The 19,932-nt window shown below is 74.1% G+C and carries 17 protein-coding genes; 7 read left to right on the top strand and 10 right to left on the bottom strand.

The window, feature by feature from the left end:
• The first annotated feature begins 13 nt into the window (after nucleotides 1-13).
• Together ACIPYS_RS16635 and ACIPYS_RS16630 are read left to right on the top strand one after the other, a co-directional pair.
• The gene (locus ACIPYS_RS16635) at nucleotides 14-1,909 is read left to right on the top strand and encodes an amino acid adenylation domain-containing protein (RefSeq protein ID WP_400746811.1); all 1,896 of its coding nucleotides are present in this window, start codon (nucleotides 14-16) and stop codon (nucleotides 1,907-1,909) included.
• Nucleotides 1,906-4,851, top strand: coding sequence for a condensation domain-containing protein (locus ACIPYS_RS16630; RefSeq protein ID WP_400746809.1), 2,946 nt, complete (start codon nucleotides 1,906-1,908; stop codon nucleotides 4,849-4,851). The genes ACIPYS_RS16635 and ACIPYS_RS16630 overlap by 4 nt, the downstream gene beginning before the upstream one ends.
• A gap of 94 nt (nucleotides 4,852-4,945) precedes the next feature.
• On the opposite strand, the gene ACIPYS_RS16625 is transcribed toward ACIPYS_RS16630, so the two are convergent.
• The 7 genes from ACIPYS_RS16625 to ACIPYS_RS16595 form a co-directional block, all read right to left on the bottom strand.
• Nucleotides 4,946-5,275, bottom strand: a complete 330-nt coding sequence (locus tag ACIPYS_RS16625; RefSeq protein WP_093864696.1) for a TcmI family type II polyketide cyclase — start codon at nucleotides 5,273-5,275, stop codon at nucleotides 4,946-4,948.
• Nucleotides 5,276-5,314: 39 nt separating this feature from the next.
• The gene (locus tag ACIPYS_RS16620) at nucleotides 5,315-5,770 is read right to left on the bottom strand and encodes an SRPBCC family protein (protein ID WP_093859258.1); all 456 of its coding nucleotides are present in this window, start codon (nucleotides 5,768-5,770) and stop codon (nucleotides 5,315-5,317) included.
• Nucleotide 5,771: 1 nt separating this feature from the next.
• Nucleotides 5,772-6,032, bottom strand: a complete 261-nt coding sequence (locus tag ACIPYS_RS16615; protein ID WP_093859257.1) for an acyl carrier protein — start codon at nucleotides 6,030-6,032, stop codon at nucleotides 5,772-5,774.
• A 76-nt stretch (nucleotides 6,033-6,108) separates the two neighbouring features.
• Nucleotides 6,109-7,350 carry a beta-ketoacyl synthase N-terminal-like domain-containing protein gene (locus ACIPYS_RS16610; RefSeq protein WP_093859256.1) on the bottom strand — a complete coding sequence of 414 codons (1,242 nt, stop codon included), beginning with the start codon at nucleotides 7,348-7,350 and terminating at the stop codon, nucleotides 6,109-6,111.
• 5 nt (nucleotides 7,351-7,355) lie between these two features.
• Complete coding sequence (locus ACIPYS_RS16605; protein ID WP_400746806.1) at nucleotides 7,356-8,615, bottom strand: beta-ketoacyl-[acyl-carrier-protein] synthase family protein; 1,260 nt, start codon at nucleotides 8,613-8,615, stop codon at nucleotides 7,356-7,358.
• Complete coding sequence (locus ACIPYS_RS16600) at nucleotides 8,612-9,046, bottom strand: cupin domain-containing protein (RefSeq protein ID WP_093859254.1); 435 nt, start codon at nucleotides 9,044-9,046, stop codon at nucleotides 8,612-8,614. Before ACIPYS_RS16600 ends, ACIPYS_RS16605 begins: the two co-directional genes overlap by 4 nt.
• Before the next feature lie 99 nt (nucleotides 9,047-9,145).
• Entirely contained in the window at nucleotides 9,146-10,312 is a 1,167-nt protein-coding gene (locus ACIPYS_RS16595) for a SchA/CurD-like domain-containing protein (RefSeq protein WP_400746804.1), read from the bottom strand.
• A gap of 303 nt (nucleotides 10,313-10,615) precedes the next feature.
• Here ACIPYS_RS16595 and ACIPYS_RS16590 point away from each other — a divergent pair, with 303 nt between their 5' ends.
• Nucleotides 10,616-12,241, top strand: coding sequence for an FAD-dependent oxidoreductase (locus ACIPYS_RS16590; RefSeq protein WP_400746802.1), 1,626 nt, complete (start codon nucleotides 10,616-10,618; stop codon nucleotides 12,239-12,241).
• A gap of 68 nt (nucleotides 12,242-12,309) precedes the next feature.
• Here the strand turns inward: ACIPYS_RS16590 and ACIPYS_RS16585 are convergent, their stop codons facing one another.
• Entirely contained in the window at nucleotides 12,310-13,869 is a 1,560-nt protein-coding gene (locus ACIPYS_RS16585) for an APC family permease (protein ID WP_400746942.1), read from the bottom strand.
• A 428-nt stretch (nucleotides 13,870-14,297) separates the two neighbouring features.
• Between ACIPYS_RS16585 and ACIPYS_RS16580 the strand changes: the two genes are divergently transcribed.
• Entirely contained in the window at nucleotides 14,298-15,614 is a 1,317-nt protein-coding gene (locus tag ACIPYS_RS16580) for a DUF2254 domain-containing protein (RefSeq protein WP_400746800.1), read from the top strand.
• Nucleotides 15,615-15,708: 94 nt separating this feature from the next.
• Here ACIPYS_RS16580 and ACIPYS_RS16575 read toward each other — a convergent pair whose 3' ends face one another.
• Complete coding sequence (locus ACIPYS_RS16575) at nucleotides 15,709-16,020, bottom strand: hypothetical protein (RefSeq protein WP_400746798.1); 312 nt, start codon at nucleotides 16,018-16,020, stop codon at nucleotides 15,709-15,711.
• Nucleotides 16,017-16,358, bottom strand: coding sequence for an SAV_915 family protein (locus ACIPYS_RS16570; protein ID WP_093859248.1), 342 nt, complete (start codon nucleotides 16,356-16,358; stop codon nucleotides 16,017-16,019). Before ACIPYS_RS16570 ends, ACIPYS_RS16575 begins: the two co-directional genes overlap by 4 nt.
• 235 nt (nucleotides 16,359-16,593) lie before the next feature.
• Between ACIPYS_RS16570 and ACIPYS_RS16565 the strand changes: the two genes are divergently transcribed.
• From ACIPYS_RS16565 to ACIPYS_RS16555, 3 genes are all read left to right on the top strand, one after another.
• On the top strand, nucleotides 16,594-17,073 hold the full coding sequence (locus tag ACIPYS_RS16565; RefSeq protein WP_231978362.1) for a helix-turn-helix domain-containing protein: 480 nt from the start codon (nucleotides 16,594-16,596) through the stop codon (nucleotides 17,071-17,073).
• Entirely contained in the window at nucleotides 17,066-17,527 is a 462-nt protein-coding gene (locus tag ACIPYS_RS16560) for a DUF4180 domain-containing protein (RefSeq protein ID WP_400746795.1), read from the top strand. The genes ACIPYS_RS16565 and ACIPYS_RS16560 overlap by 8 nt, the downstream gene beginning before the upstream one ends.
• 130 nt (nucleotides 17,528-17,657) lie before the next feature.
• Complete coding sequence (locus tag ACIPYS_RS16555; protein WP_093859245.1) at nucleotides 17,658-19,880, top strand: NADP-dependent isocitrate dehydrogenase; 2,223 nt, start codon at nucleotides 17,658-17,660, stop codon at nucleotides 19,878-19,880.
• Nucleotides 19,881-19,932: the final 52 nt, after the last annotated feature.

The following is a 19,932-nucleotide window of genomic DNA, read 5'->3' as shown; positions in this document are numbered from 1 at the left end:
AGGCTGACCTCCGATGACTCCCTCCCGCTCCACCACTGCTCCGGCCGCCGTCGCTCCGACCACTGCCGCCGCCACCGTCCCGGCGCTGGTCGCCCGGCAGGCCGCCGAGCACCCCGAGGCGCTCGCCGTCACCGACGGCACCACCACCCTGACCTACCGCGAACTCGTCGAGAACGCAAGGCGGTTGGCCGCCGAGCTGACCGCCCGCGGAGTCGCCCCCGGCAGCGCCGTCGGCGTGCTCTGCGCCCGCGGCAGCCGGATCGCCGTGGCCCACCTCGCCGTCTGGTGGGCCGGCGGCCATGTGCTGCCGCTCGACCCGGCGTACCCGGCCGCGCGCCTCACCGCGATGCTCGACGACGCGGCCGTCCGGCTCACCCTCGGCGACAAGGCGCTGCTGGCCGAACTCGATCTGACCGAGGACCGCTCGCTGGCGCTCACCGAGACCGGCCCCGCCGGGACCGGCGACGACGAGCACGGGCCCGCTCCGGTCGACCCCGACCCGGACGCCGCCGCGATCGTGTACTTCACCTCCGGCTCCACCGGGCGGCCCAAGGGCGTGCTGGTGCCGCACCACGCCGTCACCGAGCTGGTCACCGCCGCCGACGGGGTCGTGCTGCGTCCCGGCGACCGGATGCTGGTCCGGACCTCCGCCGGTTTCGACCTCTCCACCCTGGAACTCTGGGGCCCGCTGGCCAACGGTGCCGCGCTCGCCGTGCCGACCGCCGACCGCCCGAGCGCGGAGGAACTCGCCCGTGACGTCGAGCGGTTCGGCGTCACCCACGCCGTGCTCGCGACCGCCCTGTTCCACCAGCTCGCCGCGCGCGGCTCACGGATCTTCGGCGTGCTGCGGCACGTCGTCGTCGGCGGCGAGGCGCTCGCGGCCGAGCACGCCGGCGCCGTGCTGCGGGCCTACCCGTGGCTCGAACTGGTCAACGGCTACGGCCCGACCGAGGCCACCACCTTCGCCACCCTGCACCGGGTCCGGCCCGCCGACTGCGCGGGCCCGGTGCCGATCGGCCGTCCGTTCGGCGGCACCGGCGCCGCCGTCCTCGACCGGGACCGCCGACCCGTCCCGGACGGCACCCGCGGCGAACTCTGGCTGACCGGACGGCTGGCGCTCGGCTACCTCGGCCGGCCCGATCTGACGGCCGAGCGCTTCGTCGAACTCCCCGGCCTGGGCCGGGCGTACGGCACCGGCGACCTGGTGTCCCGGCGCCCGGACGGCACCCTCGACTTCCACGGCCGGCTGGACGACCAGGTGAAGGTGCGCGGCTACCGGATCGAGCCCGGCGAGGTCGAGCACGCGCTGCGCCGCCTGCCCGAGGTCGCCGAGGCCGCCGTGGTGGTCCGCCGCGCGGGGCGCGAGGACGCCGCGCTGACCGCCTTCCTGGTCGCCGCCGAGGGCGCCCGCCCGACGCCGGAGTCGCTGCGCCGACAGCTCGCCGAGCGCCTTCCGGCCCATCTGGTGCCGACCGCCTGGACGGTGCTGGACACCCTCCCGCTCACCGGCAGCGGCAAGGTCGACCGCCGCGCGCTGGCCGCCGAGGAGGAGCCGGCCGGGACTGCCACCAGCGCCGGGACCGCTGGCCCCGTCACCGGCCCCGCGGCTCTCGGCCCGATCGAGCAGGTCGTCGCGGCCGCCTGGTCGCGCGCCCTGGAGACCGAAGTGACGACCCCAGAAGCCGAGTTCTTCGCCCTGGGCGGCCACTCGCTGCTCGCCATGTGGGTGGTCGACGACCTCCGCGAGGACCTGGGTGTCGAGCTGCCGCTCGGCGACTTCCTGGGCCGGCCCACCGTGGCCGGTCAGGCCGCCCTGATCGAACGCGCCCTGCTCGCGGCCGATTCGGCGGGGTCCGCCGGGTCCGACCTCGTGACCGCCGGCGCCCGCCCCCAGGAGTCCGCCCGATGACCGCCCCGATCGACCAGGCCGAACTGCTCCGCCGCGCCCGGAGCCGCGCCGGGAAGCCCGCGCCAGGCACCCCGGCCGCCGGCCCGGTCCGGCGCGCCACCGCCCCCGGCCCGGCCCCGCTCTCCCACGCCCAGCAGCGGATGTGGCTGATGGACCGCCTCGGCCAGGGCGGCCCCCGCTACCACGTCCCGCTCGCCACCCGGCTGCGCGGCCCGCTGGACCGGGACGCCCTCGCCGCCGCCCTGACCGGCCTCACCGCCCGCCACCACGTCCTGCGCACCCGCTACGGCCACCAGGACGACCGGCCGCACCAGGAGCCCGCGCCGCCCGCCGCGGTCCCGCTCCCGGTCCGGGACGCGGCCCCCGAGGACGCCGCCGCCCTGCTGCGCGACGAGGCGGCCCGCCCGTTCGACCTCGCCACCGGCCCCGTCCTGCGCGCGCTGCTCCTGCGGCACGCCCCGGACGACCACACCCTGCTCTTGACGATCCATCACATCGCCGTCGACGGGGGATCGCTGCCCGTCCTCGCCGAGGAACTCGGCGCGCTGTACGCGGCCGCGGCCGGGGGCGGCCCCGTCGACCTGCCCGAACCCGGGATCCAGTACGCCGACTACGCCCGCTGGGAGCGCGAGCGCGACGACCGGCTCGCCGCCGCGGCCGCCGCCCGGGCCGCCGGGCTCGCCGGTGCCGGGCCGCTCCCGCTGCTGCGCCCCGTCCCGCCCGGCACCCCCGAGCGCCGCGCCGTCCTGCACAGCGCACCGCTCACCGCCGACACCGTGGACGGACTGCGCCGGCTCGGCGCCCGGCACGGCGCGACCGTGTTCACCGTCGTCCTGGCCGCCGCCTTCGCGGCCCTGCGCGCCGCCACCGGTGGCTCCGACCTGGTGCTCGGCTGCGCCGGCGGCCACCGAGCCCGGCCCGAACTGCGGCGGCTGATCGGCCTCCAGGTCAACACCCTGCCGGTCCGCGCCCGGCTGCCCGAGCCGGACGGCGACCCGGCCTTCACCGAACTGCTGGCCGTCGTCCGCACCGCCCTGCTGGACGCCCAGGAGCACCACGAGGTGCCCTTCGACCTGGTCGTCGAACGCCTCGGTGCCGCCGCCCGCGGCGCCGACGGCACCCCGCTGCTCGCCGTGAGCTGCGACCTGGTCCACCCGGCCGAGCCGCTGGCGCTGCCGGGCCTCACCGCCGAGGCGGTGGAGGTCGACCTCGGGCTCGCCAAGTTCGGCCTGACCCTGCTGGTCGAGGACGGTCCGGAGCCGCGCTGCCTGCTCCAGCACGACCCGGCCGCCCTGGACGGGGCCACCGCCGGTCGGCTGCACACCGCTTTCGCCGAACTGCTGGCAGCCGTCGCCACCGACGCCGACCGCCCGCTGTCCCGCCTCCCCGGCGAGCGGCTCGTGGACGAGCGGCGTCCGGTCGAGCGGCTCGTGGACGAGCGGCATCCGGACGAGCGGCTCGCGGGCGAACTCCCCGGTGCGACCGGGCCGGTGGACCACCCCGACCGGCATCCCGCCGTCGCCGCCCTGCTCGCGGACCCCCGGGTCGCCGACGCCGCCCTGCACCTCGCCGAGCACGGTCCCGCCCTCGCCTACGCGACCGTCCGCGGCCCGGTCGCCCCCAGCGGCGCCGAACTGCGCGCCGCCCTCCGCCGCCGGCTCGCGGACCCCGACGCGCTCCCGCACGCCGTCACCCTGCTGGACCGCATCCCGCGCCGCTCCGACGGCGCCCTCGACCCGGCCCGGCTCCCCGGCGCGCCCGCCGCCCACCTGGACACCGTGCGCGACGTCTTCGCCGAACTGCTCGGCGCCCGGCCGCCCGCCGAGGGCGACTTCTTCGGCCTGGGCGGCCATTCCCTGGTCGCCGTGCAACTGGCGGAGCGGCTCCGCGCGCGCCTCGGCCTGCCGCTGACCGGCCTGGACGTGCTGGAGCGGCGGACCCCCCGGGCCCTGGCCGCCCTGCTGGCCGAACGCGCCGCAGAACGCGCGGCCGAACGCGGTGGCGCCCGCCGCACCGCCGCCGGCACCGCCGCCGTCCCGGCCGCCCGGGCCGGGACGGTGCTGCTGACCGGCGCCAGCGGCGGTGTCGGCGCCGCCCTGCTCCAGGAACTTGTCGCCCAGGGCCGCCCCGTGCGCGCCCTGGTCCGCCCCGAGTCGGCCCATCTGGTGGCCGGCGCCGGGGTGGAGGTCGCCGAGGGGGACCTCGCCGACCTGGACAGCCTGCGCCGGGCCGCGGAGGGTGCGGAGACCGTGATCCACGCCGCCTGCACCTTCACCGAGCACGCCGTCGACCTCGCCGCGATGCGGACCCTGGTCGAGGGCTGGCGCGGCACCGGTGGATTCGTCTTCGTCAGCAGCATCGACGCCTACGGCCGCCCGGCACCCGGGGAGGTCGCCGAGGGCGGCCCCTCGGCCGGACCGCTCACCGCGTACGGGCAGGCCAAGCTCGACTGCGAGCGGATCCTGCTGGACGCCGCCCCGTCGGCCTCCGGCCCGGTCGCGGTGGTCCGCTCGCCGATCGTCTGGGGCCCGCACCGGCGGCTGCGCGACCAGCTCCGCTGGGGCGCCACCGGCGCGCTCTACCAGGCCGCGCTGGCCGGCCGCCCGATCCTGCTGCCGGAGCCCTCGGCCGGGTGGGCCGGGGCGAGCTGGGTGCACTCCGCCGCGCTGGCCCGGGCGGTGACGGCCGGCCTCGGCCTCGCCCCCGGCCGGATCGTCAACGCCGTCACCGGCCACGTCTCCTGGGCCGACTTCGCCGCCGAACTGGTGCGGCTGCTCGGCTCGTCGAGCACCGTCGCGCACGGCCCGGCCGCCGAGGCGGAGCTGCTGCGCCCCTGGTCCTACCGGGCCGACGCACTCGCCGGGCCGCTGACCCCGGAGCCCGGCGAGGACTGGCGCGCCGTGCTCGCCGCGATGACAGCGCAGCCCGCCGGGGCGCACTGACGCCCCGGCGCCGGCGTACGACCCGCCCGCACGAGCGGACACCCCGGGGCCCGAGGCCCGCGGGGTGTCCGCTCGTCGTGTCACCGGTGCGCGCTCAGCCGCGGCGCTCCCAGCGGTAGAACTCGCGCGCCATCGCGTCCTTCGGCCCCCGCCAGGTGGCCGGGTCGTACGCCTGGACATAGCTGGTCAGCGCGTCGCTGACGGCCCGGAACTCGGGGTGGCCGACCACCTGGGCGACGGCAGGCCCGGGCGGCCGGTCCGCCTCGATCAGGTGCAGGTACACGTCGCCGAACTGGAACAGGCTGCGCCCGGTGACGCCGATCAGATGGGGGAGTTCACCCCGGTTGTCGGAGTCGGCGAAGACCTCGGCGATGCCGGTGGCCGCGTCGGGCTTCATCCGGGCGACGATCAGGGCGCGGTGGATCCCGGTGGCCCGGTTCTCGGTCGTGGGGGAGGTCATGGCTCAGAGCTCCGCGGCCTTCTTCTCGACCTTCTCGCGGATCAGCTGCAGCTGGATCCGGGAGTTGCGGTTGATGTGATTGACCATGCCGTCGTCGTCGACGGGCGCGGTGGGCTTCATCGCGAAGTCCTGCACCCACCGCATCCGGGTGCCGGACGGCACCTCGGAGTACTCCCAGTGGATGTCCATGTACTCGAACGGGCCGGGTTCGACCCGCCGGGCCCGCACCTCGAGCGAGGGGCGGTCGGTGGTGCGCTCGGAGACCCAGCTCCAGACCTTGCCGTCGTCGTCCGGGTGCATGGTCAGCCGGAAGGTGACCCGCTCGCCGTCGCGCTCCAGCACCTCCACCGAGGCGTACTCGCTGAACAGCTGCGGCCAGTTCTCCAGATCGTTGGTGATCTCCCAGACCAGGTCGAGCGGGGCCTCGATGACGATCTCGTTGTCCGTGTGTCCGGGCATCTCAGGCACCCGCCTTCGCGGTCACGGCGGAGTTCACCAGGGCCAGGAACTCGGCCGGGGTCCTGGCCGACTCGGCGCCGTTGGTGACCTTGACTCCGTGCCGGTTCTCCAGCTCGCCGACGACGCCGAGCAGGCCGAGGGAGTCCACGCCGAACTCGTCGAAGTCGGCTCCGGGCCGCTCCAGTTCGACCGGGTCGATCTCGACGCCGGCCCGGGCCCGGATGAGTTCCGCGAGTTCTGGATAGTTGAGGGTGTTGCTCACGAGGTGTCCCTTCGTAGCGAGCCAGTGGTTGAGCGGTGGAGCGTGGGGCGGGCCGCGGGCGGGCGGACCGGCGGGGTCAGTCCGGTTCGCCGCGCCGCAGCACCAGGGCCGCGTTGGAGCCCATCAGCCCGCGGCTGAGCACCAGGGCGGTACGCAGTTCGGCCGGGCGGGCGCGGCCGGTCACCAGGGCCAGGTCGTGGGCGACCTCGGTGACGTTCGGGGTGGGCGGCAGCACGCCGTCCTCCATGGCGAGCACGGCGGCCACCGTGTCCAGCGGCGGTGCGCCGCAGTAGGCCCGCCCGGTACCGGACTTGGGGGCGGTGACCGGGACCCGCTCGGCGTACGGGCCGAGCGCGTCCGCCAGCGCGAGCGCCTCGGCGCGGTCCGCGGCCGGGATGCCGAGGGCGTCGGCGAAGACCACGTCCACCTCCTCCGGCGAGATCCTGGCCCGGTCGAGGGCGATCCGGATCGCCGCCGCCAGGCCCTCGCGGGACTCCGCCCAGCGGGAGGCACCGGTGAAGGTGGCGCCGTGCCCGGCGACGTACGCCCGGACGGCGGCCCCGCGCCGGCGGGCGGTGGCCTCGTCCTCCAGCAGCAGCATCGCGCCGCCCTCGGCGGGGGCGAAGCCGGCCGCGTCGGGGGAGAACGGCAGGTAGGCCCGGTCGGGCCGGTCGGCCAGGCTCAGTTCGGGGTAGCCGAGCTGGCAGACCATCGAGTACGGCGCGAGCGGGGCCTCGGCGGCGCCGACCACCACCGCGTCGGTGCCGTGCACGACGGAGCGGGCGGCGTGCGCGATCGCGTCCAGTCCGCCGGCCTCGTCGCTGGCCACCACCCCGCACGGGCCCTTGTAGCCGCCGCGGATCGACACCTGGCCGGTGCTGGCCGCGTAGAACCAGGCGATGGACTGGTAGGGGCCGACGAACTGCGGTCCCTTGCCCCACAGTTGCTGGAGCTCGCCCTGGCCGAACTCGCCGCCGCCGGAGCCGGCCGCGGTCACCACGCCCACCGCGTAGGGGTGTTCCGGATCGGCGACGAAGCCGGCGTCCGCCACCGCCTGGTCGGCGGCGGCCATCGCGTAGTGCGTGAACCGGTCGGTCTGCACCAGGTAGCGGCTGTCGATGACGGCCTGCGGGTCGAAGTCCCGCACCTGGCCCGCGACGCGCAGCGGGAGGTCCGCACAGCCCTCGCGCGATATCCGGTCGAGGACGCTCACGCCCTGCCTGGTGGCCTTCCAGAAGGCATCGGCCCCGACGCCGTTCGGTGCCACCACACCCAGGCCGGTGATCACCGCCCGGCGTTCCTGTTGACGTGACGTCATGGATCTCACCCCGTTCTCGTGAGCACGACGGCGGACTGGAATCCGCCGAAGCCGCTGCCGACCGAGAGGATGTGGCGCAGCGGGATCTCCCGGGCGGTGCGCGGCACGTAGTCCAGGTCGCACTCCGGGTCGGGTGTCTCGTAGTTGGCGGTCGGCGGCACGACGCCGCGGTCCAGTGCGAGGGTGCAGGCGACCACCTCGATCGCGCCGATCGCGCCGAGCGAGTGCCCGACCATCGACTTGATCGAGCTCATCGGCGTCCGGTAGGCGTGCTCGCCGAGCGAGCGCTTCACCGCCGCCGTCTCGTGCCGGTCGTTCTGCTTGGTGCCCGAGCCGTGCGCGTTGACGTAGTCGACCTCGGTGCGGTCGACCCGGGCGTGGGCGAGCGCGTGGTCGATCGCCCGGGACATCTCCAGCCCCTCCTGGGTCAGGCCGGTCATGTGGTAGGCGTTGCCGAAGGTCGCGAAGCCCCCGATCTCGCCGTAGATCCGGGCGCCGCGCCGCCGGGCGTGCTCCAGTTCCTCCAGCACCAGGACGGCGCCGCCCTCGCCGAGCACGAAGCCGTCCCGGTGGGCGTCGAACGGCCGGGAGGCGTGTGCCGGGTCGTCGTTGCGTTCGCTGGTGGCCTTGATGGCGTCGAAGCAGGCGACGGTGATCGGCGAGATCGGCGAGTCCGAGGCCCCGGTGATGCAGATGTCGGCCCGGCCGTCCTCGACCGTCTGGAAGGCGTAGCCGATCGCGTCCAGGCCGGAGGTGCACCCGGTGGAGACGGTCTGCACCGGTCCGTGGGCGCCGGTCCGCTCGGCGACCGCCGAAGCGAGCGTGCTGGGGGCGAAGGCCCGGTGCAGCTGCGGTTCGGCCAGCCGGTGGTCGACGTCCCAGCGGGCGCCGCCGGCGCTGACCAGGGCGTAGTCGTGCTCCAGCCGGGTGGTTCCGCCGACGGCGGTGCCGAGCGAGACGCCGATCCGCCACGGGTCCTCGGCGGCCAGGTCGAGTCCGGCGTCGCTGATCGCCTCGTCCGCCGCCACCATCGCGAACTGGACGTAACGGTCGGCCCGTTGGACCTCCTCCGGGCCGAGCCCGTGGGCCGCCGGGTCGAAGTCGCACTCGGCGGCGATCCGGGAGCGGAACCCGGCGGGGTCGAAGAGCGTGATGCCGCGGGTCGCCGTCCGCCCGGCGGTGAGGAGGTCCCAGAACGCCGGGACCCCGACCCCACCGGGCGCGACCACGCCGATTCCGGTGACGGCGACCCGTCGGCGGCTCACGAAGCCACCTTGGCGTGTTCCGGCGGCCCGGCGTTGACCGCCGCCCCGGTCTCCTCGGTGTCCACGTGGCCGAGTTCGGGGCGCGGTGCCAGCGGGCCGAGGTGGAAGACCATCTTGGCCACGGTGTCGCCGACGTTGCGGAACCGGTGGCGCATGTTGATCGGGATCATCAGCCCCTGTTCGGGCTTGAGGATCCGGGTCTCGTCGTCCAGGTCCACCTCCAGGTCGCCGGCGACGACGAAGACGAACTCCTCGGAGTACGGGTGGTAGTGCTCGCCGATCCGCTCGCCCGGCTGCACGATGGCCAGCCCCATGAACCCGCTGGTGGCGCCGCAGGTGGTCGGGGTGAGCATGGCGCGCAGGTCGCCGCCGCGCCGGCGGTTCTCCGGGGCGTCGGAGACGTTCACGATCGGTGGGTACTGCGTGGACATGGTTTCTTCCTTCTTGCCGGGTGGTGCCGGGTGGTGCCGGATGTGCGGCCGTGTTCCGCGGTGCGGCGCCTGCGGGGACTGCGCCGGGACGGCGGAGGGTCAGGAGTCCTGCGAGGTGCGGTCGGTGACCGGGTTCATCGCCCGCGCGGCGAGGAAGGCGCGCAGTCCGGCGTCGGTCCGCAGGTCGACCTCGGGGCCGAGGTCGAGCAGTCGGCCCAGGACGGCGGCCTCGCGCTCGCCGGCGATGCCGAGCGCCGCCGCCGGGTCCGCCTCCGGCGGGACCCGCAGGTCCACCAGCCGGACCACCACGTCGTCCCGGTGGAACACGGTGCTGGTCGCGACCGGGCCGGTCGGGTCGACGGTGGCGAGCTCGTCGTACTCGGCGAGGAGGTCGGTGACCGCCTGGCCGTTCCCGGGCTTCACCGGGTAGAGCACGGCGTGCCGGTGTGGCCGTCCGGCGGCCGGGGTGCCGGCCACGGCCTGGTTCTCGGCGGGCAGCGCGGCCCGGGCGAAGAAGGCGCGCGCCGCCTGCGGGTCGCCCAGCTGGCGGGCCTCCTCCAGGTGCGGGTTGATCGCCTCCTCGACGGCCCGCACCTCGGGCTGCATGGCGACGTGCCGCAGCGCGTCGCCGAGGCTGCCGGTCACCTCGACCGCGCGGACGACACGGTTGCCGTGCATGAACAGGGAGGTGCGGCGCAGCCGGGTGGTCCCGTCGACCTCGGCCCGGGGGGAGGCGTAGCCGGACAGGATCCGGGCCACCTCGGGCTCGGTGCCGGGCTTCACGGTGAAGGTGAGCGCGTGCCGGACCACGCCGTCCGGGCCGGGGTCGGCCTTGGGCGGGCCGACCTGCCCGGCCGGGGCGGTCCGCGGCAGGCCGGCCGGCACCTCGGCCGGGGCGCGGGTGCCGGTGACACCGGCGGCGGAGGTCTCGCGCAGGATCGTGTAGCGCATCGAGCGGAAGGTGTCGCTGACGCAGCCGTGCATCGGCTTGACCATCTCGCGGTGGGCCGGGCTGTCCACCCACTCCAGGAAGGTGTCCTGGTCCTCCCACTCGCTGGTGATGAGCCACTGCCGGGGGTCGTTGATGTTCTGGCAGAGCTGGTCGCTGACGTGGCCGGGCACGGAGGCGACCTGGTGGCGGAGCTGCTCGTAGACGTCCATGAAGCGCTGCTGGGCGCCGTCCTGGATCTCCAGCATCAGCACCACCCGCAGCCGGGTGTCGGAGGCGGAGTGGTGCCGCGCGGGCGGTTCGGACAGAGTCGTCATGATCCACTTTCTGCTTCTGGGCCGCACGCGTCGGGGGCCGCGTGCGGCGGCTCCGGTGCCGGAAGAGCCGGGCGGTCTCCGGCGGGGAGGGGTGCTGGGGTGGCGTCGGCCACCAGGTCTGAGGTCGATCGTGCGCGGTGCTCCCGGGTGGCGCGAGCCATGCGGGCCATCCGAGCGATGAACCGCCAGAACGGACCCGGCGCGGGGGACGGTAGGACCGGGCCGCCGTGTCCGCGGGCCCCTCCGAGGGTCGCGCCGAGCCCCGCATTCGGCCCCGAACTCCCGTACAGGCTGGAGCAATTGATGAATCCGAAGGTGGACGACCGGGTACCGGTCCTGATCGTCGGCGGCTCGTTGGTCGGGCTGTCGGCCGCACTCTTCCTGGGCCGACTGGGTGTCAGGCACCTGCTGGTCGAGAAGCACGCCGACACCTCGCATCACCCGCGTGGCCGAGGCAACAACGTCCGGACGATGGAGCTGTACCGGGTGGCCGGCATCGAGGCGGCGATCCGCGAGGCGGCGTCCGTTCTGGCCCCGAACCACGGCATCCTGCAGGCCCCCTCGCTGACCGGCGAGGAGCAGGAGTGGCTGTTCCGCGAGATCGACCCGGGCGGGCGGCTGGCCCGCTTCAGCCCCAGTTCCTGGTGCCTGTGCAGCCAGAACGACCTGGAGCCGGTGCTGCGCCACGCCGCCCGGGAGCTGGGCGCGGACATCCGCTTCGGCACCGAGCTGGTCTCCTTCGAGCAGGACGACGAGGGGGTGACGGCACTGCTGCGCAGCCGGGAGACCGGGGAGGAGCGGACCGTCCGGGCGCAGTACCTGGTCGCGGCGGACGGCCCGCGCAGCCCGGCCCGCACCGCGCTGGGCATCGGCCAGACCGGCAAGGGCGAGCTGTTCCACAACGTCAGCATCACCTTCCGGGCGAAGCGGCTGGCCGAGGTGGTCGGCGACCGTCACTTCATCGCCTGCTACCTGACGAACCCGGAGGCGGACGGCGCCCTGCTGCCGGTCGACAACCGGGAGGAGTGGGTGTTCCACGCGCCGTGGCACCCGGAGCACGGCGAGCCGCTGGAGGCGTTCACCGACGAGCGCTGCGCCCGGCACATCCGGGCCGCCGTCGGGATGCCGGAGCTCGACGTCGAGGTGACCGGCCGGGCTCCGTGGCACGCCGCCGAGCGGGTGGCCGGGAGCTACTCCTCGGGGCGGGTGTTCCTGGCCGGGGACTCGGCCCACGAGATGTCCCCGACCGGGGCGTTCGGCTCCAACACCGGCATCCAGGACGCGCACAACCTGGCGTGGAAGCTCGCCGCGGTGCTCTGCGGCTGGGCCGGTCCCGGCCTGCTGGACACCTACGGGCAGGAGCGCCGCCCGGTGGCGCGGGTGACCAGTGAGCGGGCCTCGGCCCGTTCCGCCGAGCACAGCCACCCGGGCTACGCGGTGGTGCCGGGCGTCGGCCGGCAGGCCGGGGTACTGGCGGTGGCGCTCGGCTACCGCTACCCGCGGGGCGCGGTGACCGGCACCGACCCGGAGGGTCCGGTGGTGCCGGAGGCCTTCGGGTCGACGGGCGAGCCGGGCAGCCGGGCGCCGCACCAGTGGCTGCTGCGGGCCGGGGTCCGGCTCTCCACCCTCGACCTGTACGAGCAGAGCATGGTGCTGCTGACCGGTTCGGCGGGCACCGCCTGGCAGGAGGGCGCCCGTCGGGCGGCGGACCGGCTGGCCGTCCCGCTGGAGGCGTTCCGGATCGGCCCCGACGGCGAGGACGACCTGGCCCCCGAGCCGGGCGAGGACTTCGCGGCCCTGCACGGCATCGGCCCCGAGGGCGCGCTGCTCGTCCGTCCGGACGGCTTCGTGGCCTGGCGTTCCGAGGGTCCCGCCGAGGACCCGGCCGGGGTGGTCGAGCGGGCGCTGCGCCTGGTGCTCTCGCTCTAGGGGTTGTCCGACAGCGGAACGGGCCCGCCGGTGCGTACCGGCGGGCCCGTCGTGCTGGGTGGCGCGGGTCAGTGACCGCCCGCGTCGACCACCTCGACGTCCTCGATGTTCTGCTCGATGACCTCGGCGGGCAGGGCGACCCGGATCGCCCAGTAGTAGATCGCCAGGGAGAACGCGGCGACCGCGGCCATGTCCCACCACATCGGGATCCGGCCGGTGCCGTCGCCGAAGCCGCCCTGCCAGGAGATCAGGCCGAGGCCCAGCAGGTAGACCGGCAGCCACTGGGCGGCCCGCAGGTCCAGGCGGGGGGCGTTCGGCAGGCCCTTGCGGGTGGCGTAGAAGGCGTAGCTGCCGAGCAGGCCGTAGCCGACCACGATGGCGATGCCCAGGCGGGAGAGGGTGTGCCAGCCGGACCAGTAGATGATCAGGCTGGAGACCACGAACGAGGCCGGGGCGATGACCGCGCCGCCGGGCAGGCGGTAGGAACGCTCGCGGTGCGGCAGCCGGCGGCGCAGCGCGCCGAAGGCCAGCGGGGCGCCGGCGTACATCAGCACGCTGGCGGAGACGATGAAGCCGACCAGCTCCTGCCAGCTCGGGAAGGGCAGGAAGCAGATGACACCGGTGACGAACGACATGATCAGGCCGAACCACGGGGTGCCGCGCTTGTCGACGCGCTCGAAGAGCTGCGGCGCGTAGCCGTTCTTGCTCAGGCCGTACGCGATGCGCGAGGTCGACGTGGTGTAGATGAGGCCGGTGCCGCCGGGGGAGACGATGGCGTCGAAGTACAGCACCCAGGCCAGCCAGCCCAGGCCGACCAGGGTGGCGAGGCCGGCGAACGGGCCGTCGATGCCGGGGAAGTCCAGCTTGTCCCAGCCGTTGGCGAAGGAGGCGGCGGGCAGCGCGGCGATGAAGACGACCTGCAGCAGGACGTAGATCACGGTGCCGATGGCGACCGAGCCGAGCACGGCGCGGGGGATGTCGCGCTTGGGGTTCTTGCTCTCGCCGGCCAGCTGGATCGCCTGCTCGAAGCCCAGCAGGGCGAAGATGATGCCGCTGGCGCTGACCGCGGTGAGCACGCCCTTGACGCCGAACGGGGCGAAGCCGTGCGAGGTGAAGTTGGAGCCGTGGAAGTTGGTCACGGCGAGCACGAAGATCGCGAACAGCGGGACGAAGATCTTCAGCCAGGTGGTGGCGCTGTTGGTGCGGGCGAGCACCCGGACACCGAGGAAGTTGACCGCGACGAACAGGCCCATCAGGAGCACGGCGACCACGAAGCCGCTGGCGGTGAGGGTGCCGTTGTCGTTGAGGAGGCTCTTCGCGAACTCCCAGTGGCCCGCGTAGCCGATCATCGCCTCGACCTCGATCGGGGCGACGGTGGCGGCCTGGAGCCAGGAGAACCAGCCGAACGACATGCCCGCGAGGCCGCCGAAGGCGTAGTGCGGGTAGCGCGCCGTGCCGCCGGCGACCGGGAACATGCCGCCGAGCTCGGCGTGCACGAACGCGAGCAGGACGATCGCGACCGCGCCGATGCCCCAGGCGACGATCGCCGCCGGGCCGGCGACGACGACGGCGTTCTTGGCTCCGTAGAGCCAACCCGAGCCGATGATCGATCCGACCGAGGCCCACATGAGGCCGATCAGGCCGACCTCGCGCCGGAGCGAGCGGTGGGTGGTGGTGCCGGTGGTGCCGGTGCTCGATCCGGGCGGAGAGAGCTGGTTGAGGGAAGCCATGCGCAATCTCTCTGTGCTGTGGGAGCTCCGGCTGAACGGAGCGCGGAGAGTTGCCACACAGTAGGCGTATTCATAGACCTCTGCACAGATTTCATTACTGAATGTTTACCTACTTCGCGGGATATTCCCGCAGGTAGGAGGCCATGTGTTCATGTGCCCGTTACGTGACTCACCAGTAGTTCCGGTATCTGAGCGCGAATTGAGCCTCGGTCCGTACTCGTGCAATATGGAGGGCATCTCGATTCATAGAAATCGGCCGGAGTGCATAGAAATACCGGCGCGTGGCGTGCCGGGGGCTGCCGCGTGCGGGCACCTAGCCTGGGGCGATGACCGACCGCCAGACCGGGCCGCGGCCGCCGGTCCGCTACCGACCGCTCTCCCCGCTGCGCGAGCACCTGCGCGAGTCGTTCTGGTTCGCCCCGCTGCTCGCCTGCGTCGCCGCCGTGCTGCTGGCCGGGCTGACCGCCGAGCTGGACGAGGCCGTGGTGAGCCAGAGTGTCGCCGACACCGGCTCGGTGGACGAGCTGCTGCGCTTCAACAGCGCCGCCAAGTCCGTCGTCTCCACGGTGAGTTCGGCGATGCTGACGTTCATCGGCGTGGTCTTCTCGATCTCCCTGGTGGCGCTGCAGATGGCCGCCAGCCAGTTCTCCCCGCGGGTGCTGCGGCTCTACGTCCGCAGCCGGCTGACCAAAGCGGCCTTCTCGGTCTGCCTGGCCACCTTCCTCTTCGCGCTGCTGGTCCAGTTCAGCTACGACGACTCCACCGACCCGGCCAAGCTCACCTCGGTGCCGGTCTTCTCCAGCGTGGTGGCCGTGCTCCTGGTCGTGCTCAGCCTCGCCCTGTTCGTGCTCTACGTGCAGTCCACGATGCGGCTGCTGCGCGTCCCGCACGTCATTGATCGAGTGGCCAACGAGTCGACGGCCGTCCTGCTCCAGTACCGGCTGATGCCGGCCGAACCCGCGCCGCCCGTGCCCGACCAGGCGTACACCCTGCTCCACGAGGGGCGCTCCGGCGTGCTGCGGGACGTGAACATCGGGCGGCTGCTGCGGATCGCCCGCAAGCACGACGCGGTACTGCACCTGGTACCGAGGATCGGCGACTTCATCGCCCCCGGGACCCCGATCGTCCGGGTGGCCGGCGAGCGCCCGCCGCCCTCGCGGCGGATCGCCCAGGCGCTCAACGTCGGCGTCGACCGCACCATGCACCAGGACCTGAGCTTCGGCTTCCGCCAGCTCGTGGACATCGCGATCCGCGCGCTCTCGCCCGCCGTCAACGACCCGACCACCGCGGTGCAGGCCGTCGACCGGATCCACCAACTGCTGGCGATGCTCCTGCACGAGAGCTTCGGCGACCTCTGCCACCGTGACCGGCACGGTGCGGTCCGGCTGGTCGAACCGGTCCCCGGCTGGTCGGCCGTCGTCGACCTCGCCTTCACCGAGATCCGGCTCTGCGGCGCCGGCCACCCCCAGGTGACCCGCCGCCTGACCGCCGCGCTGGACGACCTGCTGCGCATCGCGCCCGATCTGCGCAGGCCCGAACTCCTGGAGCAGCAGGCCCTGCTGGTCCGTGCGGTGACCCAGGAGCAGGGCGATCAGGAGGTCCGGGCCTTCGCGCTGCGCCCGGACCGCCAGGGGATCGGCTGACCGGCCCGGGGGGGTGCCGCGACGGGGGCGGCGGGGGCGACGGGGTGCCGCGACCCGGGGGCCCGGGCGCACCGACCCGGGCCCCCGGGAGTCCTCAGGGCACCGGCCGCAGGGCCGGCCGGGCCGGGACGAGGGCACGGAGCACCAGATCGACGTGGACGTGGGCCGCGCCGGCCCGGAGCAGGGCAGCCGAGACGGCGCGCAGTTCCTCCGGTCCCGTGCAGGCCAGCCGGAGTTCCAGGTCGGCACCGCCCGCCAGCGCCAACCCGCTCTGCACTGCCGGGAGTTCGGCGACCAGCCGGTCGAAGTCGAGCGGCACGGGGCCGAAGCTCACCCGGGCGAGGGCGTGCAGCGGTCGGGCCGGCTCCGGCCCGGGCGTCCCGGGAACCAGGTGGAGTGCGCTCACCTGTGCTGGAGCTGTGCGCCGGGCCGGCCGGTGGGGCGTCCACCCGGACCGGTGCCCCGGTCGGTGGGGGCCGGACGACCGCCCGGGGGGACGACGGGTGCGGCGACCAGCCGCGGGTCCAGGACGAGTTCCTCGACGCCGAGCGGCGCGGTGAGCGCCCGCAGCGCCGGTTCGCCGAGTTCGACGGCGGCCTGCTCCGGGCCGAGGAGCTCGGCGAGCGCGCCCGCGGAGCTGAAGCCGACGGCGCAACGGCGCCCGTCGCGCAGGCGGAAGAGGCGGAGGGAGGTGGTCCGTCCGGTGACGGTGACCGGGACGTGCCAGACGACGACGCGGGCCATGCGGGTGCTCCCGAGTGGTGGAGAGGGGCCTGCCGGAACTGCACCTCCGACGCTAGGACCGTCGCGCCCGGCGGGAGAACCTTCCTGACGCAGCGTTGACCGAATGCAGCGCCGCGTTGACGAAGTCCTGACGGTCGGGTGCACCGCTCACCGGACGCCCTTCCTCATCCTTCCCTATCGTGCCCTGTGTCATGGTAGTTTGCGTAATGAAATGACAGAGTCAAGGAGGCGGCCGGTGCCGGAGCACCCCCCGGAGTACTTCTCGGTCGAGCAGGTTGCCGAACTGCTCGGACTGCACGTCCGGACGGTCCGCGGCTACGTCCGCGACGGCCGGCTGCGGGCCACCAGGATCGGCAAGCAGTACCGGATCGCCCGCCGCGACTTCGAGTCCTTCGCCGGCGGCACCGTCGCCGACACCCCCGGCGGCGCCCCGGGGGCCGACGCCGCGCCGCCGGCCGCCCCGGCACCACTGCACGCCGAGGCGTCCGCCGTGGTGCAGATCGACGGCATCGGCGTCCGGGAGGCCGCCCGGCTGTCGAACACCCTGCTCGCGGCGGTCTCCGGTCCGCGGGGCGGGGCCGTGCCGCTGCGGATCGAGACGCTGCACAACGAGGATCGCGCGACCCTCAAGGTGATCGTCCTCGGCGCCCCGGCGGACACCGCCGAGCTGCTGCTCCTCATTCACACCCTGACCACGGAGAACCGCCATGTCTGAGCCGCTCCCGACGCCCGCGCCCGCGCCCCTGTCCGTCCCCGCGTCCGTCCCCGGGTCCCTCCCCCGGGCCGTCCCCGCCCCGGTCGTGGTGCGGCTGTCCGCCGACGGCCCGGTGGTCCGCGCCCCGCGCGACGGCACGGACCTGCTCGGCGAGGCCTTCGCCCAGGACGCCGAGTGGCTGGTGGTGCCCGCCGCCCGGTTCGGGCCGGAGTTCTTCACCCTGGGCACCCGACTCGCCGGGGAGGTCACCCAGAAGTTCGCCCAGTACCGGGTCGGCCTCGCCGTGGTCGGCGACCTCTCCGCGTACACCGGGGCCAGCGGTGCGCTGCGGGACTTCGTCCGCGAGAGCAACCGGGGCCGCCAGCTGTGGTTCCTCGCCGACGAGGCCGAGTTCGACGCCCGGATCGACGCGCTGCGCGAGGCCCGGAACGGCGCCCACCGGCCCTCCGGGTGACGCGTCCGGCTTGCCCCGCGACGGCATCGGGTCGACCGTGGAGCTGATCCGTGCCGGGGGGAGGTGGAGCGGAGGGCCGGTCACGAGATATCTTGACGTCAAGACGTTGGAGACGTGAAGCGGAGTACCGATGACTGACTCGACCATCATCTATACGCACACCGACGAGGCGCCTGCCCTGGCAACGTACTCGTTCCTGCCGGTCGTCCAGGCGTACGCCTCGACCGCGGGCGTGAAGGTGGAGACGCGCGACATCTCCCTCGCCGGGCGGATCATCGCGAGCTTCCCGGAGCGTCTGACCGAGGACCAGCGGATCGGCGACGCCCTCGCCGAGCTGGGCGCCCTGGCCAAGACCCCGGGCGCCAACATCATCAAGCTGCCGAACATCTCGGCCTCGATCCCGCAGCTCAAGGCCGCCGTGGCCGAGCTGCAGGCGCAGGGCTACGCGCTGCCGGACTACCCGGACGACCCGCGGACCGACGAGGACAAGGACGTCCGCGCCCGTTACGACAAGGTCAAGGGCAGCGCCGTCAACCCGGTCCTGCGCGAGGGCAACTCCGACCGCCGCGCCCCCGCGTCGGTCAAGAACTACGCCAAGACCCACCCGCACCGCATGGGTGCCTGGTCGGCGGACTCCAGGACCAATGTCGCCACCATGGGCGTGAACGACTTCCGCTCCACCGAGAAGTCGACCGTGATCGCCGAGGCCGGCGCGCTGCGCATCGAGCTGCTCGCCGAGGACGGCACCACCACCGTGCTGCGCGAGTCGGTCCCGGTGCTGGCCGGGGAGGTCGTGGACGCCTCGGTCATGCGCGCCGCCGCGCTGAACGAGTTCCTGGCCGCGCAGGTCGCCCGTGCCAAGGCCGAAGGCGTGCTGTTCTCGGTCCACCTCAAGGCCACCATGATGAAGGTCTCGGACCCGATCGTCTTCGGCCACGTGGTCCGGGCGTTCTTCCCGCAGACCTTCGCCACGTACGGCGAGGTGCTGGCCGCCGCCGGTCTGAACCCGAACAACGGCCTCGGTGGCATCCTGGCCGGCCTCGACGCGCTGGAGAACGGCGCCGAGATCAAGGCCTCCTTCGAGGCCGAGCTGGCCGCCGGTCCGGCGCTCGCCATGGTCGACTCGGACAAGGGCATCACCAACCTGCACGTGCCGAGCGACGTCATCGTCGACGCCTCGATGCCGGCCATGATCCGCACCTCCGGCCACATGTGGGGCCCGGACGGCCAGGAGGCCGACACCCTCGCCGTGCTGCCGGACAGCAGCTACGCCGGTGTCTACCAGGCCGTGATCGACGACTGCCGCGCCAACGGCGCCCTGGACCCGGCCACCATCGGCTCGGTCCCGAACGTCGGCCTGATGGCCCAGGCCGCCGAGGAGTACGGCAGCCACGACAAGACCTTCGAGATCGCCGCGGCCGGCACCGTCCGCCTGGTCGACGCCGCCACCGGCGAGGTCGTCCTGGAGCAGGCCGTCCAGCCGGGCGACATCTTCCGCGCCTGCCAGACCAAGGACCTGCCGATCCGCGACTGGGTGAAGCTGGCCGTCACCCGCGCCCAGGTCACCGGCGACCCGGCCGTCTTCTGGCTGGACGAGACCCGCGCCCACGACGCCGTGCTGATCGAGAAGGTCAAGGCGTACCTGCCGGAGCACGACACCACCGGCCTGCGGATCGAGATCCTGGCCCCGGTCGAGGCCACCACCTTCTCGCTGGAGCGCATCCGCCGCGGCGAGAACACCATCTCGGTGACCGGCAACGTGCTGCGCGACTACCTGACCGACCTGTTCCCGATCCTGGAGCTGGGCACCAGCGCCAAGATGCTGTCGGTCGTCCCGCTGATGAACGGCGGCGGCCTGTTCGAGACCGGCGCCGGCGGCTCCGCCCCGAAGCACGTCCAGCAGCTGGTCAAGGAGAACTACCTGCGCTGGGACAGCCTGGGCGAGTTCTTCGCGCTGGCCGCCAGCTTCGAGCACCTGGCCCGGACCACCGGCAACACCGGCGCCCAGGTGCTGGCCGACACCCTGGACCGCGCCACCGGCACCTTCCTCAACGAGGACAAGTCGCCGAGCCGCCGCCTCGGTGGCATCGACAACCGCGGCAGCCACTTCTACCTGGCCATGTACTGGGCCCAGGAGCTGGCCGGCCAGACCGAGGACGCCGCCCTGGCCGAGGCCTTCGCCGGCCTGGCCAAGACGCTGACCGAGCAGGAGGCGGCCATCGTCGAGGAGCTCGTCGCCGTGCAGGGCTCCGCGGTCGAGCTCGGCGGCTACTTCCAGCCGGACCCGGCCAAGGCCGCGGCCGTGATGCGTCCCTCGAAGACGCTCAACGAGGCGATCGCCAACCTCGGCTGATCCCACCCGCACCGCGCACGACCCGGGAGGCCCCGGGGTCCGTACCCACGGA

The organism is Kitasatospora sp. NPDC089913 (assembly GCF_044748625.1).
In the GTDB taxonomy this organism is placed as follows: domain Bacteria; phylum Actinomycetota; class Actinomycetes; order Streptomycetales; family Streptomycetaceae; genus Kitasatospora.
The sequence above is the reverse complement of the archived record's forward strand: the minus strand, read 5'-3'. Positions and strand labels throughout refer to the sequence as shown.